The organism is Rugamonas rubra (assembly GCF_900114705.1).
Classification (GTDB): Bacteria; Pseudomonadota; Gammaproteobacteria; order Burkholderiales; family Burkholderiaceae_D; genus Rugamonas; species Rugamonas rubra.
Genome location: NZ_FOTW01000004.1, coordinates 132,760 through 147,708, shown reverse-complemented (window position 1 = coordinate 147,708; position 14,949 = coordinate 132,760). Strand labels below are relative to the sequence as shown.

The window sequence follows — 14,949 nt, the reverse complement described above, 5'->3', positions numbered from 1 at the left end:
TATCAACAGACAGCGAAAAAGTTGCGGAGCGGAACACGTGCGCCGTGCAAACCGAGGCTGGCGCGCCACGCCGGCGCGCCAGCCGGGCGCCCGCTTGCGCTAGCGCAATCCCCGCTTCGCCCGGCGGGGTAGAGTACGTCATGCGCATGGGCAACTTTCCCGCGCCCATCCTCCACCCCACCAAAGGAAATCGAGATGAAACGCTTGTTGACCGGCACCCTGCTGTGCCTGACCCTGGGCCCGGCGGCGGCCGTGCTGGAGCCGACCGAGAAGAACGCCATCGCCATGGCCGAGCGCGGCGCCGCCTTCATCAAGGAGCACGGCAAGGACGAGATGATCAAGAAGATCAACGCCAAGGACCCCGACTACCTGCAGGGCGAGCTGTATGTCGACATGCGCGACGTCCACAGCGGCATCGTGCTGGCCCACCCGATCAACCCCTCGATCATCGGCAAGGACCTGACCGACGTGCCCGACGCCAGCGGCAAGCGCTACCGCCGCGAGATCATCGAGCTGGCCCAGCGCAAGGGCAAGGGCTGGGTCGACTACATGTACAAGAACCCGACCAGCGGCAAGATCGAGCCGAAGACCACCTACATCCTGCGGGTCGGCGACGTCGTGCTCGAGGCCGGCATCTACAAGAAATAGCCGCAAAGGGGGGCGGCGCCGCCGCCCACCCTCCATCGCAACATCGACGTCCCGGCGGGAGTGACCATGCTCAAACAATTACGGATCGGCCCCAAACTATTGCTGGCGCCCGGCCTGGTGCTGCTGCTGCTGGTGCTCACCGCCGGCTGCGCCTACTACGGCATGGTGCGGCAGAACGCCTCGCTGGAGAACTTGGTGCAGGTGCGCGCGGCGCGCCTGAAGACGGCGGCCGACGTCGGCGGCGAGGCCAAGCACGCCCACGCCAACATCTACCAACTGCTGGCCTGGGTCAACGGTGCCTTCGCCCAGCCCCGGGTCGACGCGCTGGTGCGCCAGATCAAGGCGCGCCACGCCGACATCGAGGCCCAGCTGGCCGGCCTGGCCAAAGTGGCCGAGCCGGCCGAGCGCAAGATCGTCGAGGCGGCCGCCGTCGCGCTGGCGGCCTACCACAAGGCGGTGCTCGACACCATCGAGATGGCGGCGATGGACCAGTCGATCGCCACCAACTCGATGACCAAGGCGGAGAAGCAGTTCGTCGTCCTCAACGAGGAGCTGGCGCGCCTGCAGGCGCTCGAGAAGCTGCTCAGCGAACGCGCCCACGCCGAGGCCAAGGCCGAGTTCCACGCCCTCGGCCTGAGCATGGCCGGCGCCGTGCTGCTGTCGGTGCTGCTGTCGATGGCGCTGACCATGCGGGTGCGCGGCGCCATGCTGGCCGACATCCGCGCCATCGCCGAGAACGTGCTCAGCCTGGCCGACGGCCGCCTGACGCCGGGCCGGCGCGCCGCCGGCCGCGACGAGATCGCCGACACCTCGCGCAGCCTGGACCTGGCGATCGGCAAGCTCAACGCCACCCTGTGCAGCGTGCAGCAGGCGGTGCAGTCGATCGACACGGCGGCCCACGAGATCGCCAGCGGCAACCTCGACCTGTCGAGCCGCACCGAGCTGCAGGCCGGCTCGCTGCAGCAGACCGCCAGCGCGATGGACCACCTGACGGCGGCGGTGCGCGACAACGCCGGCCACGCCCGCCAGGCCTGCCAGCTGGCCGCCAGCGCCTCCGAGCTGGCCGGCCGCGGCGGCCAGGCGGTCGACCAGGCGGTGCTGACGATGGACTCGATCCGCGCCAGCTCGCGCAAGATCGTCGAGATCATCGGGGTGATCGACGGCATCTCCTTCCAGACCAACATCCTGGCCTTGAACGCCGCCGTCGAGGCGGCGCGCGCCGGCGAGCAGGGCCGCGGCTTCGCCGTGGTCGCCTCCGAGGTGCGCACCCTGGCGCAGCGCTCGGCCGCCGCCGCCAAGGAGATCAAAGGCCTGATCGCCGCCTCGGTCAGCACCATCGACAGCGGCAGCGCCTCGGTGCACCAGGCCGGCGAGCGGATGGGCGAGATCGTCGCCTCGGTGCAGCAGGTCAACGACATCATCGGCCGCATCAGCGCCGCCAGCGCCGAGCAGGCCGAGGGCATCGCGGCGGTCAACTCGGCGGTGGCGCGCATCGACGACGTCACCCAGCAGAACGCCGCGCTGGTCGAGCAGGCCGCCGCCGCCGCCGGCAGCCTGCAGGAGCAGTCGGCCCAGCTGAGCGGCGCGGTGGCGGTGTTCCAGCTCGAGCCGGCGACGGCGGCCGGCGCGCCGGCGGCGGCCCAAGCCCGGGCCCAGGCGGCCAGGGAGGCCAAGGCGGCGGCCGAACGGCGCGCCGGCGCCAGCCCGATGCGGGCGCCGGCGCCGCCGCGGCCGGGCCTGGCCGGCCGGCGCCAGCAGGCCTGAGCCGGCCGGCGCCAGCGCCCCCGGCGCGGCTTGGCCGGCGCATAGGCGCATGGGCGGGGTCAGCATGGGCGGGGTCAGTGCCGACATTCGGACACAGACTCAGCATTAGAGAGCCTCGCGGGCTTGAACAATGGTTGAGATCGTGTCCGAATGTCGGCACTGACCCCGGGGCCCTGACCCCGGGGCCCTGACCCCGGGGCCTGACCCCGGGGCTGACCCCGGGGGCGGGGGCTGCCGGGGCTCGGCGTCCCCGTCGGCCCCGGCGTGCGCGCCGCCGATTCGCGCCCCCCCCCCGCCCCGGCGGGCGCCGGCGCCCCCGCCGGCGCCGTTTTTGTTGCGTCCGCGCGCCAGTCGGCCGGCGCCGGCCGGCCGCAACGGCGATAATCTCCATCAACATCCAGCGCACTCGACTGCCGGGTAAGTTATAGTGCTGTTTTGCCCGGGCCGCCGCGCGCGGCCGCCCATCGAGATCATCCCGGACACCATGACGACAGTAGCAGCCCCAGCTTTGCCAGTTGAAAATGCGGTGGAAGACGCCCTGCTGCGCTCGATCCGCATTCCTCCCCGGCCCAGCCTGCTGGTCGACCTGCAGCGCGAGCTGGCCCAGGCCGACCCGTCGCCGCGCCAGATCGCCCGCATCATCGGCAACGACGTCGGCATGTCCGGCGCCCTGCTCAAGCTGGCCAACTCGCCCTTCTTCGGCGCCGCGCGCAAGGCCAAGTCGGTCGAACAGGGCATCAACTTCCTCGGCATCAACCAGTGCGCCGCCCTGCTCACCGGCCTGCTGGCGCGCCAGGCGATCGAGGGCGACGAGGCCCAGCTGAACCATTTCTGGGAGGTCTCGGCGCGCCGCGCCCAGGCCCTGGTGTTCACCTCGCGCAAGCTGCGCATCGCCCCGCCCGACATCGCCCACACCTTCGGCCTGTTCTGCGACATCGGCGTGCCGCTGCTGATGAACCGCTTCCCCGACTATGTCGACACCTTCGCGGCGGCCAGCAACGATCCGCGGCGCTGCTTCACCAGCGTCGAGGACGAGCGCCACAACACCAACCACGCCGCCATCGGCTGCCTGCTGGCGCGCAACTGGGGGCTGTCGCCCGACGTCTCCTGGGCCATCCTGCTGCACCACGACTACCGCGTGCTCGACGACCCGGCCACCGACGACGCGGTGCGCTCGCTGGTGGCGCTGTCGGTGCTGGCCGAGAAGGGCATCCAGCGCTACCACAGCAACAGCGTGGCGCTGGAGTGGGACAAGGGCGGCGAGCTGGCCTGCCGCCACCTGGCCCTGTCGCCCGACGAGACCGAGGACCTGCTCGACGAGCTGCACGAGACCTTCCACAACGAACACTGAGCGGCGGCGCCGCCCGCCCCGCCCCACCGAAAGCAAGCATGCCAAAGAATAAACGCCCGGCGCCGCGCAAGAGCGCCGACTCGCCCGAGGAAAAGAACGAACAACAGGCCCACGCCCTGTGCCAACTGGCGCTGGAGCTGGCCGAACGCGAGGACGGCGAGGCGCTCGACGCCCAGCTGCGCGAGCACGAGCAGGAATTCCACAAGCTGGTGCGCAAGCTGGTCAACCAGCACAAGGACGAGGCCCTGTACGGCGCCGTCGAGCTGGCGCGCGACGAGGACATCGGCGCCTACCGCCTGCTGCGCGAGACCATCGAGGAGGCCGCCGCCACCGTGCTGCTGCGCCGCGACGGCGCGCCCACGCTGGAGGTCAACGCCTTCGCCATCCCGCTGTTCGTGCACAGCGACGGCGGGCTCGACATGGCGCGCGACTTCCAGGACGCCGACGCCTTCGAGGCGCTGGTGGCCAGCTTCACCAGCGCCGGCCTGGAGGCGCCCAAGGCCAAGGTGGTGCTGATGCGCCACGCCTACGACGCCGAGGAGTTCGACCGCATCACCTACGGCGAGCTGAACGCCATGGTGCGCGAGGCGGCCGCCACCATGAGCGAGAAGAAGCTGCTGCCGGCGCCGGCGCTCGAGCGCAGCCTGAGCGGCTGGAGCCCGAGCGCCTTCGGCCCGGCCGACCGCGCCGTCGAGCTGCGCTTCCTGCTCGGCTTCGCCCTGAAGCGGGCCGACGAGCCGTTCTACCAGGTGCCGGCCGACGAGGACGCGGCCGACACCCACTTCGCCGCCCGCGCCCAGCGCTACCAGCAGTGGACCGCGCTGGCGGCGCCGCTGCTGCAGCGCTGCATGGGCCAGCAGCAGGCGCTCGACTTCAACTTCCTCTACCAGGACCTGTTCTTCGGCGCCAAGGAGCAGGGCCTGGCCGAGCACGCCACGCTGCGCCTGCTGGCCGCGCTCAACCAGGCGCTGCAGGCGGCCGGCGCCGCGCCGGCGCAGTGCCGCGCCGTGCTCGGCCCGGCCGGGCTGGACGACCGCGTCGCGCTGCGCGTGCTGCTGCTGGGCGCGGACGGCGCCGCGCTGGCCGAGGGCGAGCTGCCGCTCGAGCTGGGCGCCGACCTGGAGGGCGCCGTCGACGACGCCGCCGACGCCCTGGCCAGCATCGGCGTCAGCCAGCTGTCGGTCACGCCCGGCTTCGACGCCCAGGGCCGGCCGCAGGAGCTGCGCGCGCTGTCCTGACGACCGCCGCCGGTGGCGGCGCAAGCACGGTTTGACAGCGCCGGGCCGACCGGGGGATACTGTTTCGACGCCGGCCCCGCCCGGCGCGGCGGCACGGCGTCCGCCCCAGCGCCGCAAGGAGGCTTGCCATGAAACTTCGTGCCGGAGTGCTCGGCGCCGCGTTGTGCGCCATGTTGCTGGCCGGCTGCGCCAGCGCGCCGCCGCCGGCGCCGCCGCGCGAGCTGTTCCACGACGCCCTGTTCGGCGCCGCCGACCCGGCCATCGGCGCCGAGCAGATCTTCGCGCTGACGCCGGAAATGCGGCGCTACGCCCGCGACATCGCGCAACAGCGGCGCGGCAAGGGCCTGCAGCAGGCGCTGTTCGACGCCCTCTACCAGAAGGACAAGCTCAAGCTCGAGTACGACTCGGCGCTGACCCGCGACGCCGCCCAGACCTTCGCCGCGCGCGCCGGCAACTGCCTCTCGCTGGTGGTCATGACGGCCGCGCTGGCGCGCGAGATGGACCTGTCGGTGACCTACCAGAGCATCCCGGTGGACGAGGCGTGGAGCCGCAGCGGCCGGCTGTACATCGCCAGCGGCCACGTCAACCTGACGCTGGGCAAGCCGCGCGGCAACACCCAGATCGGCTACGACCACCAGCACTACTTCACCATCGACTTCATGCCGCCGGCCGACGGCGCCCGCCAGCAGGCCCAGCAGCTCGAGGAACGCACCATCGTCGCCATGTTCATGAACAACCGCGCCGCCGAGTCGCTGGCGCAGGGGCGCACCGACGACGCCTACTGGTGGGTCCGCCGGGCGCTCGAGCGGGACCCGGCCTTCCTCAACGCCTACAACACGCTGGGCGTGGTCTACCAGCACGCCGGCCGCCACGCCGAGGCCGAGCAGGCGCTGCGCCACGCCCACCGGCGGGCGCCCGACAACACCGTCTACCTGTCCAACCTGGCGCAGTCGCTGCGCCAGCTGGACCGCGCCGCCGAGGCGGCGCCGCTGGAGGCCCGCCTGGCGCAGCTGGAACCCTATCCGCCCTTCCACTTCTTCAACCAGGGCCGACTGGCCATGCAACAGGGCGACTACGCCAGGGCGCGCGAACTGTTCGGCCGCGAGCTGGCGCGCTCGCCCGACTACCACGAGTTCCATTTCTGGATGGCGCTGGCCTGCTTCCAGCTGGGCCGGCTGGGCGAGGCCGACCGCCACATGCGGCTGGCCATGGAGAACAGCACGACGCGCGGCGACCACGACCTGTACACCGCCAAGCTCGACCGCATCAAGGCCTACGGGGCCAGGCCGCGCGGGCGGCCTTGACGGGCCGCCGGCGCGGGCGCGGCGCGGCCGGGCGGAGCGGGTATTGTTGCTATAATATTGCAATAGCGAAATTAGTTACGTGTTTTACAAGCCCCGAACCACCGCCCCCTATAAGGAACTCGCAATGTTGAAACAATGGCCCGCCCTCCTATTGATCACATTGCTATCCGCCTGCGGCGGCGGCGGCGGCGGCGGCGGCGCGCCGACCCCGCCCGCCCCGGCGGCCGGCGCGGCGTTGAGCTTCAGCCCGGCCAGCGTCAGCGCCGCGCTGACGGCCGGCGTGTCGAGCACCGTCAGCGTCGCCGCCAGCGTCAACCGGCCGGCCGACTTCGACGGCAAGGTGTTCGCCTTCATCATCGACACCAGCGGCGCCATCCTACCCGACGCCCAGCTGCAACAGCGTTCGTCCACCGACTACCTGGCCGTGCTGCACACCGCGCCGACGCTGGCCGTCGGCGGCCACAGCGGCAGCTTCACCGTCAAGCTGTGCCGCGACAGCGCCTGCGCCGCCCAGTATCCCGGCTCGCCGATGGCGCTGCCGTACACCTTCCAGGTGGCGCCGGCCGAGCTGGCGCCGTTCAGCGCCACGCCCAACGCCGCGCTGGCGGCCAGCGTACCGGTCGGCGACCTGCCGCCGGCGCCGATCTACGTGACCATCCAGGCCGACGGGCGCAGCTGGAGCGCCAGCGCCAGCGCCGCCTGGCTCAAGCCGGCCAAGGCCGGCGGCAGCGGCAGCGGCCCGCTCGGCCTGGTGTTCGACCCGGCCGGCCTGGCCCAGGGCAGGTACGACGCCCTGCTGACGCTGAGCGCCAGCGACGGCCAGAAGGTGGTGCTGGCGGCCTCGCTGACGGTGCTGCCGAGCGCCTTCCACGTCGACAGCAGCGGCATCTTCTTCAGCGCCGTCAACGGCGCCACGATCGCCCCGAAGGCCGTCAAATTCGACCTCGACGGCGGCGCCGGCACGCGCTGGAACGCCGCCAGCGACAGCGCCTGGCTGCGCGTGACGCCGAGCGCCGGCCTGCTGCCGGGCCAGACCACGCTGACGGTCGGCAGCAGCGACACCATGGCCAGCGGCAAATACACCGGCCAGCTGGTGCTGACGGCGCCCGGCACGGCGCGCGCCGTGCCGGTCGAGCTGACCCTGCTCAAGCCCAGCCTGAAGCTGAGCGTGGCCAGCCTGACCCTGGGCGGCCCCTACGGCCGCGACTTCAGCCCGCAGTCGCTGGCGATGAACAGCAACACCGGCGCCAACACCTTCCCCTGGAGCGCCTCGGCGCTGCCGGCATGGGTCGGCGCCAACGCCGTCAGTGGCGCCGTCGGCGCCGACCCGGTCACGCTGACCTTCACCGCGCAGACCGCCGCGCTGCCGCTGGGCACGCAAACGGCCACCATCAACCTCAGCGCCAAGGTCAACGGCGACACCCTGCTGGCGCCGCTGGTGCTCAGCGTCAAGCGCGACCAGCGCAAGCTGCTGCCGTCCGACACCGGTGTGGCGCTGGTCTCGACGCCGGAATGGTCGCGCCTGACGCGCACCCTGACCGTCAGCGACAACTACGCCAACGGCGCCGCCTGGAACGCCGTCTCCGACCAGCCCTGGCTGGGCGTCGCCGTCAGCGGCGCCAACCTGACGCTGACGGCCAACCCGGCCGCCCTGGCGGCCAACTCGATCAACCTGGCCACCGTCAAGCTGACGCCGGCCGACGCCGACGTCGCCGCCCCCGAGAGCGTCACCGTGGCGCTGTGGAAGGGCGCCGCCGCGCCGGCCGCCAGCCGCAGCGTCAACCAGTTCTACAGCCAGTTGCTGGCCGACCCGGTGCGGCCGCTGGTGTACGTGCACAACGGCAGCTCGGCGATCGACATCTACAACGTCTACACGGCGCAGAAGACCGGCTCGATCGCCGTCCAGTCGACCGCGCTGGGGCAGATGGCGGTCAGCGCCAACGGTTCCAGCCTGTTCGTCTACGACCTGCTCAACCGCAACGTCCAGCAGTTCAACCTGGCCACGCTGGGCAAGGTCACCAGCTTCGCCACGCCGACCCCGGCCAGCGCCGCCTCGCGCCTGCAGCTGATCCGGCCAAACGGCGTCGAGATGCTACTGCAACACGACGGCACCGTCACCATGACCGCCATCACCGCCGTGCGCATGATCAGCATCGCGCTGCCGGCCGGCGACCTGAGCGCCTCCGCCGACGGCAAGCGGCTCTACCTGCAGGACGAGGGCGCCAGCACCAACACGCTGCTGTCCTACGGCATCGACTACACCGACGCCTCGCCCAACAACCTGCTGATCGCCCGCCTGTACGGCGGCCTGCGCAGCGGCAACAGCGACGGCCAGGACCTGGCCATCAGCCGCGACGGCGCCCGCCTGTACACGGCCAGCAGCACGCCGGCCCAGTGCGTCGCGATCAACCCGCTCGACCTGAGCGTGCTCAGCTACCTGCCGGCCTTCCAGGCCCGTCCCAACAACGTCGAGGTCGGCAGCGACGGCCGCGTCTACTGCGCCGGCGCCATCGGCGGCAGCCCGACCGACGTCTGGCAGTACGACGCCGCCGGCGCGCCGGCCAAACAGTTCCGCCTGGCCCCGCCGCAGCGCCGCCTGCTGCCGCGCCAGCTGGCCGTGTCCGGCGACGGCCTGATGTTGATCGGCCTGGTCGACGACGCCACCCTGGTGTTCCTGCCGGTCGGGCCGTGAGCGGCGCCGGCGTCCACCTCGTGGCGCCGGCCCGGGCGGCCGGCATGCTCCGGCGCGGCGGCCGGCCGGCATCGCCGTCAACATAGGTTGACACGGCGGGCGGCGTCAACTAATATTGACGCATGCTTGAACTCGACTCCCTCCCCTCCCCCGACGACCCCGCCGAGGCGCTGGCCGCCGTGCTGGCCTTGCGCCGGGCGGCCGACAAGCTCGAACGCCTTGCCGTCGCCCGCGCCATCGCCCAGGGCTGGTCCTGGGCCGACGTGGCCGAGGTGCTGGGCGTGTCCAAGCAGGCGGCGCACAAGCGCCTCGCCGCCATCCGCCCCACACCACCCCGCACCGACTAGGAGTTGCCATGCTGAGCCGACTGAGACAACGTTTCCGTGACATGCGTACCATCAAGACCCTGTGCCAGGGTGCCGAACGACACGCCAACGCCGACGGCCAGAGCGAGGCCGGCCTGGAGCACTTCATCCTGGCGGCGCTGGAGCTGCCCGACGGCACGGCGCGCCAGGCCTTCGCCCGCGTCGGCGCCGACCCGGAGCGCTTCCGCGACGCCATCGCGCAGCAGTATCGCGACGCCCTGCGGGGCATCGGACTGGCCTCGCCGCAGTTGGACGCGCTGTGCCAGGCCGACACGGCCGTGGCGCCCAAGCCGGGGCCGTACCAGGCCAAGCCCTCGGTGCAAAGCCTGATGCGCCAGCTGGCCGATTGGCCCAGGGCCAGCGCCGCCGAGCCGCTGTTGGGCGCCCACGTCATCGCCGTGGGCGCGGCGCAACAGGGCGTGGCGCCGCGCGCGCTGCGCGCCATGGGCATCGACCTGGCGGCGCTAGCCGGCGCCGCGCGCGCCGAGATCGCCGCCGTGGCCGCCGCCTAGGGCGCCGCGAAACGGTCCTGGCGCCGCGTCGACTTCGGCCGGCGCCGGGCGCAGGGCGGCCCAGCACTCCAGTTTCTCGGCATACGGAATGGTGTGGGCGGGGCTGCTCGACGGCAACGGCACGATGCGATAACGCTGCGCATGCTGGCCCAGCGCCTTCATGCCAAGCCGCGCCGCAGTGCCACCATTGAATGCGATCGTCTTCAGGTTTGGTAGTTCTGCAATCAGCCCGAGCAAATTGTTGTCGGCGCGGCCACGTATCCGACTGTCAAGGCTACCCTCTCGCGCCGCCTCAGCGATCACATCCCATAGACCGACACCGTTCGCCAGCAGTGCTTGCAGACGCGACGGGTAGTCCATCGGCACCAAATCAAGCCCGGTCACTTCAGACATCAACATCCAAAAGCGGTTTTGCCGGTTGCCGTAGTATTCGTTGCGCAGCAGCGACTGGTCGCCCGGCAGGCTGCCCAGCACCAGCAGGCGCGTGCGCTGGTCGACGACCGGGTCGAAACAGCGTTTGCGCGGCGCCGGCTCGGCCGTGGCGGTGGCGGGGGATGCGGTGGGTGTGGCCATGGTGTCGGGCGCGCCGGGGCGCCGGCGGTTGTGCGGGGATGGGCGTCATTCTACCGCAGCGTGTAGCCCTCCCGCGCCAGCGCCAGGCTGCGCACGCGCAGGTGGCGCGGCTGGCCCGCCAGCAGGCGGCGCCGGTAGACCAGCGGGTCGAGCCTGGCGCGCGCGGCCAGCTCGTCGATGAAACCCTCGTAGGCGAAGCAGTTCTGCGAGGCGGCCACCGAGCGCCAATAGCCCACCGGCACGCCGGCCAGCGTGGTGTGCAGCGTGACCTGCTCCTCCGCCAAGCCCAGTTCCTTGACGACGCGGGCGCGGGTGCTGGCCTGGCTCTGCGTCGGCAACCACAGTTCGGCGCGCCCGTCGACCACGTGGGCGGTGCCGTTCATCGGCTCCATCGTGGCGTGGTGCAGGAAGGGCACGGTGTACACCGCCTCGGCGGGTTGCACCGCCCCGGCCAGCGCGGCCGCGTACTCGGCGTCCAGCTGTTCCGCCGTCTGGCTCTTGCGGGCGAAGGTGGCGCCGCCGGGTCGACGGGTGCAGCACGAAGCCGGCCTCGGTGTCGCACTGCCGCGGCGCGACCCGCCATTGCTGCGCGGCGGCGGCGATCAGCACCGCGCGCGCCTGCGCGCCGGCCTTGCGCAAGGGCGCGCCGCCGATTCACGTTGATTGCCGTCATTGTCATCTGTCCCACCCTGTCCAGTCGCCGCGCAAAAGTGGCCGAGAAACCGCCACATCCCATGTCAAAAAGACTAACATGCGGATCGGCTGCGGCGTCCTGCCCGCGCCCGCCTGCGCGCCGGTTTCGTCACATATTTCGTCACATAGATTGCTGCGGGATTGAACGGCCCCGTTGGCGCCGCCCGCGCCGAAAGTTCCGGTGTAGAATCGGCAAGCCGCGTCCGCCCACGCCAACCATCCCGCCGGAGACCACCGCCATGTCCGCCCCCCGCACCATCGACACCCTGCTGGCCAAGTACCGCGAAAGCCACCTGAACCCGACCAACGAGATCATCCATTTCGTCTGCGTGCCGGTGATCGTGTTCACCCTGCTGGGTCTGCTGTGGAGCGTGCACGCGCTGCTGGCGCTGGCCGTGGTGCTGGCCGCGCTGGCTTACTACGCGCGCCTGTCGCGACCGTTCGCGCTGGGCATGCTGCTGATGTCGGCGCTGATGCTGGGCTTGCTGGCGGCGCTGCCGCCGGCCACCGTGCTGCCGCTGTCGCTAACCATCTTCGTGCTGGCTTGGATCGGCCAGTTCATCGGCCACAAGATCGAGGGCAAGAAGCCGTCCTTCCTCGAGGACCTGCGCTTTTTGCTGATCGGCCCGCTGTTCGTGCTCAGCTTCCTGTACCGCCGCCTGCGCCTGGCCTACTGAGCCTGTGGCGCGGTAACAGATGCTTACCACTTTGCGGTTTTGCCAAATCGAAATTACTTTATGCTGGGAATAGTCGCCGCTGGCAAGCCATGCACAGCGGGGCCAACCGCCCTTCCCCCTCAACTTTTGGAGTCCCGCATGAAACCCCTGCTCAGCCTCACCCTCATCACCGCCATCGCCGCCACCCTGAGCGGCTGCGTCGTCGCGCCCAATTCCGGCAGCGTCTACTCGGCGCGCCAGGCGCAGAACGAACAAACCGTGCGCATGGCCACGGTCGAATCGGTGCGCGAGGTGACCATCGACAAGGGCAATTCCGGCACCGGCACGCTGAGCGGCGCCGCGCTGGGCGGCCTGGCCGGCGCGGCGGTGGGTGGCGGGCGGGGTTCGATCGCCACCGGCATCGTCGGCGCGGTGGCCGGCGGCATGATCGGCAACAAGGTCGAATCGGACATCAGCAAGGGCAAGGGCGTCGAGATCACCGTGCGCCTCGACAACGGCGACCTGCGCGCCATCGTGCAGGACGCCGACGAACCCTTCCGCGCCGGCGAGCGGGTGCGCCTGCTGTCGGACGGCCGCAAGACCCGCGTCACCCACTAGGCCCCGGCATCGGGCCGGCGCCGCGCGCCGGCTCAATTGTGCACGGCGATCGGGAAGGCCGGCTGCAGCGACGCCGCCGCTCCGTCGGCCAGCAACACCACCAGCGCCGTGCTCATGACCACATGGGCCAACAAGGTGGCGACCCGGATTCGTAGTTGGATAGACATCGTATTTGCTCCACGTTTAGATTCATTGGTTTTCCCATAATACTTATTATTTAAATAATTTTCCGGCGATCGCCCGCGCCCCTGCGCGGCGTCAATGGCGGGTGTTGCGCGCACGCCAATACGGATGTCTGCGAGAAACTTCCACGGCGAGCGCCGGGCTAGCACCGCGAAAGTCGGCGATCTCCCGCGATCTCGCGTATTCCCGTATACTTGCGCGATGTCATCTCCCCTCCTCTTCCTCACCGCCTGCCTGATCTGGGGCTCGACCTTTTTCGCCATCACCTTGCAACTGGGCGAGGTCGCGCCCGCCGTCTCGGTGGCCTACCGCTTCGGCCTGGCCGCCGCCGTGTTGTTCGCCTGGTGCCGCCTGCGCGGCGACCGCCTGTTGCTGCCCTGGCGCGTACAGCGCTGGCTGCTGCTGCAGGGCGGCGCCACCTTCGCGCTCAGCTATATCTGCACCTACAGCTCCGAGCAATACCTGGTCTCCGGCATGGTCGGCGTGCTGTTCGCGCTGATGGTGTTCTGGAACCCGATCTGCAGCCGGCTGGCCTTCGGCACCGCGCTGACCTGGCGCACCTGGTGCGCCGCCGCGCTGGCGATGTGCGGCGTGGTGCTGCTGTTCCTGCGCGCGCTCGAGTCGGCCTGGCGCGAGCTGGGCAACGGCGGCGGCCACTTCCTGCTGGGACTGGGTCTGGCGCTGCTGGCCACCTTCGCCAGCTCGGTCGGCAACGTGCTGGTGGTCAAGGTGCGCGAGCAATCGGCCAACGTGCTGCTGACCATGGCCTGGGCCATGCTGTGGGGCGCGCTGATGGTGGCCGCCTGGGCGCTGCTGACGGGCCAGCCCTTCGTGCTGCCGAACTCGGCGCGCTACTGGGGCGGCCTGCTGTATCTGGCCGTGTTCGGCTCGGTGATCGCCTTCGCCGCCTATTTCACCTTAATCCACCGCATCGGCGCGCACAAGGCCGTCTACATCGTCGTCGTCACGCCGGTGATCTCGGTGCTGCTGTCGATGCGCTTGGAACACTACCGGCCCGGTCTGGTCGAGCTGGCCGGCATGGTATTGTGCCTGTCCAGCGTGGCCTGGGCCTTGCGGCCCGACCCTCCGACGGCGGCCGCCGAACTCAACCTTGAAAGCGCAGCGTAGACCCATGACAGCATCGCAACTGACTATCCGCCCGGCCCAGCCGGACGACGTGGCCGCCATCTTCGGCATGATCCACGAACTGGCCGTATTCGAAAAACTCGAGCACATGATGGAGGGCAACGAGGCGATGCTGCGCGACAGCCTGTTCGGCGCCCATCCGGCCTGCGAGGCCCTGGTCGGCGAGGCCGACGGCGCGGTGCGCACCTTCGCCCTGTTTTTCCACAACTACTCCACCTTCCTTTGCCGCAAGGGCTTGTATCTGGAGGATCTGTACGTGAAGCAGGACAGCCGGGGCAAGGGCTACGGCAAGCAGATGCTGGCCGCGCTGGCGCAACTGGCTTTGCAGCGCGACTGCGGCCGCTTCGAATGGTCGGTGCTGGATTGGAACGCCAACGCCATCAGCTTCTACCAGGGCGTGGGCGCCGAACTGTTGCCGGATTGGCGTATCTGCCGCGTCACCGGCGACGCGCTGGCGCAGCTGTCGCGCGCCTGAGGCGCCGCTTAGGCACGACCTGCGGACAAAAAAAACCCCACGGGCGCCGGGCGCCTCGTGGGTGTAAGCCCTTGTCAGTGGGAGGGGAGATGAATCAACGGCCCCACTATAGCGCCGCCGTCGCTGAAAAACCCGCCTCCTTACATTTTCTTACGCCCGCTGACAGCTGCTTACATTCGGGCGCGCGGCGCGCTAGTGGCGCCGCGCCACCAGGCCGCCATGCATGCCTACCTGCTCCGGCGGACCGGCGCACTCCGCCGCGCGCCGAGCGCGCCGCCGCCATCCCCATGCCGCCAAGACGGCCCCCGATAGTAGTGCGATTGCCAGCATGCGATTACCCTCCTTTGCAAAGCGCCGTCGGCGCGGACCAAAAGAACAGGATGACATCTGGCGCGGCGGGCGCTTTGCGCTGGCACAAAGGTGCGGCGCGCCACTCCGCCGATGAATCCCGACAACTCCGCTTTCGGAACGTCCATTGATTCAGCGCAAAATGAAGCACCGGCGCCCTCGCAGAATGGACGAAGCCAAAACGTCCGGGAGAGCCATCATGACCAAGCTGTCGCCACTTGCCACCATCGTCTACAAGGCCTATCTGCGCTCGCGGCTGGACCGCTACACGCGCGACCTACAGGCCATCGCCGCCCAGCGCGAGAACGATTTCCACGCCGAACGCATCCTGCACCGCGAAGTCATCGAGGTGCGCACCAAGCTGCATTCGCTGTGAGCGGAGC

Annotated in this window: 17 protein-coding genes; 13 read left to right on the top strand and 4 right to left on the bottom strand. The window is 70.4% G+C overall.

Annotated features, from left to right (window positions below):
* The first annotated feature begins 195 nt into the window (after positions 1 to 195).
* From BM252_RS00680 to BM252_RS00660, 5 genes are all read left to right on the top strand, one after another.
* Entirely contained in the window at positions 196 to 648 is a 453-nt protein-coding gene (locus tag BM252_RS00680; RefSeq protein ID WP_093382247.1) for a cache domain-containing protein, read from the top strand.
* Between the two features lie 66 nt (positions 649 to 714).
* On the top strand, positions 715 to 2,412 hold the full coding sequence (locus BM252_RS00675; RefSeq protein ID WP_093382244.1) for a methyl-accepting chemotaxis protein: 1,698 nt from the start codon (positions 715 to 717) through the stop codon (positions 2,410 to 2,412).
* Between the two features lie 484 nt (positions 2,413 to 2,896).
* Complete coding sequence (locus BM252_RS00670) at positions 2,897 to 3,763, top strand: HDOD domain-containing protein (protein WP_093383217.1); 867 nt, start codon at positions 2,897 to 2,899, stop codon at positions 3,761 to 3,763.
* A gap of 38 nt (positions 3,764 to 3,801) precedes the next feature.
* Positions 3,802 to 5,001: a DUF2863 family protein gene (locus tag BM252_RS00665; RefSeq protein ID WP_093382241.1), complete on the top strand. Its 1,200-nt coding sequence runs from the start codon at positions 3,802 to 3,804 to the stop codon at positions 4,999 to 5,001.
* A gap of 128 nt (positions 5,002 to 5,129) precedes the next feature.
* Positions 5,130 to 6,305 carry a tetratricopeptide repeat protein gene (locus BM252_RS00660; protein ID WP_245774017.1) on the top strand — a complete coding sequence of 392 codons (1,176 nt, stop codon included), beginning with the start codon at positions 5,130 to 5,132 and terminating at the stop codon, positions 6,303 to 6,305.
* A gap of 645 nt (positions 6,306 to 6,950) precedes the next feature.
* Here the strand turns inward: BM252_RS00660 and cas5 are convergent.
* A complete protein-coding gene (gene cas5 / locus BM252_RS32160) occupies positions 6,951 to 7,193 on the bottom strand; it encodes a CRISPR-associated protein Cas5 (protein ID WP_425442249.1) in 243 nt (80 codons plus the stop codon).
* On the opposite strand from cas5, the gene BM252_RS31540 reads away from it, so the two are divergent.
* From BM252_RS31540 to BM252_RS00630, 3 genes are all read left to right on the top strand, one after another.
* The gene (locus tag BM252_RS31540; protein WP_425442248.1) at positions 7,132 to 8,997 is read left to right on the top strand and encodes a BACON domain-containing protein; all 1,866 of its coding nucleotides are present in this window, start codon (positions 7,132 to 7,134) and stop codon (positions 8,995 to 8,997) included. The genes cas5 and BM252_RS31540 overlap by 62 nt on opposite strands.
* Before the next feature lie 122 nt (positions 8,998 to 9,119).
* Entirely contained in the window at positions 9,120 to 9,344 is a 225-nt protein-coding gene (locus BM252_RS00635; protein WP_093382226.1) for a helix-turn-helix domain-containing protein, read from the top strand.
* Between the two features lie 8 nt (positions 9,345 to 9,352).
* Complete coding sequence (locus BM252_RS00630; protein WP_093382224.1) at positions 9,353 to 9,874, top strand: Clp protease N-terminal domain-containing protein; 522 nt, start codon at positions 9,353 to 9,355, stop codon at positions 9,872 to 9,874.
* Here BM252_RS00630 and BM252_RS00625 read toward each other — a convergent pair.
* Entirely contained in the window at positions 9,827 to 10,447 is a 621-nt protein-coding gene (locus BM252_RS00625) for a DNA-deoxyinosine glycosylase (protein ID WP_093382221.1), read from the bottom strand. The genes BM252_RS00630 and BM252_RS00625 overlap by 48 nt on opposite strands.
* A gap of 50 nt (positions 10,448 to 10,497) precedes the next feature.
* Complete coding sequence (locus BM252_RS00620; RefSeq protein ID WP_139236233.1) at positions 10,498 to 10,926, bottom strand: molybdopterin cofactor-binding domain-containing protein; 429 nt, start codon at positions 10,924 to 10,926, stop codon at positions 10,498 to 10,500.
* Between the two features lie 453 nt (positions 10,927 to 11,379).
* Here BM252_RS00620 and BM252_RS00615 point away from each other — a divergent pair, with 453 nt between their 5' ends.
* On the top strand, positions 11,380 to 11,817 hold the full coding sequence (locus tag BM252_RS00615) for an Mpo1 family 2-hydroxy fatty acid dioxygenase (RefSeq protein ID WP_093382215.1): 438 nt from the start codon (positions 11,380 to 11,382) through the stop codon (positions 11,815 to 11,817).
* A gap of 138 nt (positions 11,818 to 11,955) precedes the next feature.
* Positions 11,956 to 12,414 (top strand): outer membrane lipoprotein, encoded by a 459-nt coding sequence (locus BM252_RS00610; protein ID WP_093382212.1) that lies wholly within the window; start codon positions 11,956 to 11,958, stop codon positions 12,412 to 12,414.
* Positions 12,415 to 12,446: 32 nt separating this feature from the next.
* On the opposite strand, the gene BM252_RS31945 is transcribed toward BM252_RS00610, so the two are convergent.
* Entirely contained in the window at positions 12,447 to 12,581 is a 135-nt protein-coding gene (locus BM252_RS31945; protein ID WP_281249328.1) for a hypothetical protein, read from the bottom strand.
* 217 nt (positions 12,582 to 12,798) lie between these two features.
* Between BM252_RS31945 and BM252_RS00605 the strand changes: the two genes are divergently transcribed.
* The 3 genes from BM252_RS00605 (at position 12,799) to BM252_RS30795 (ending at position 14,942) form a co-directional block, all read left to right on the top strand.
* Positions 12,799 to 13,725 carry a DMT family transporter gene (locus tag BM252_RS00605; RefSeq protein WP_093382209.1) on the top strand — a complete coding sequence of 309 codons (927 nt, stop codon included), beginning with the start codon at positions 12,799 to 12,801 and terminating at the stop codon, positions 13,723 to 13,725.
* 4 nt (positions 13,726 to 13,729) lie between these two features.
* Positions 13,730 to 14,218 (top strand): GNAT family N-acetyltransferase, encoded by a 489-nt coding sequence (locus BM252_RS00600; RefSeq protein ID WP_093382206.1) that lies wholly within the window; start codon positions 13,730 to 13,732, stop codon positions 14,216 to 14,218.
* Positions 14,219 to 14,765: 547 nt separating this feature from the next.
* Entirely contained in the window at positions 14,766 to 14,942 is a 177-nt protein-coding gene (locus BM252_RS30795; protein ID WP_174900372.1) for a hypothetical protein, read from the top strand.
* Positions 14,943 to 14,949 lie beyond the last annotated feature (7 nt).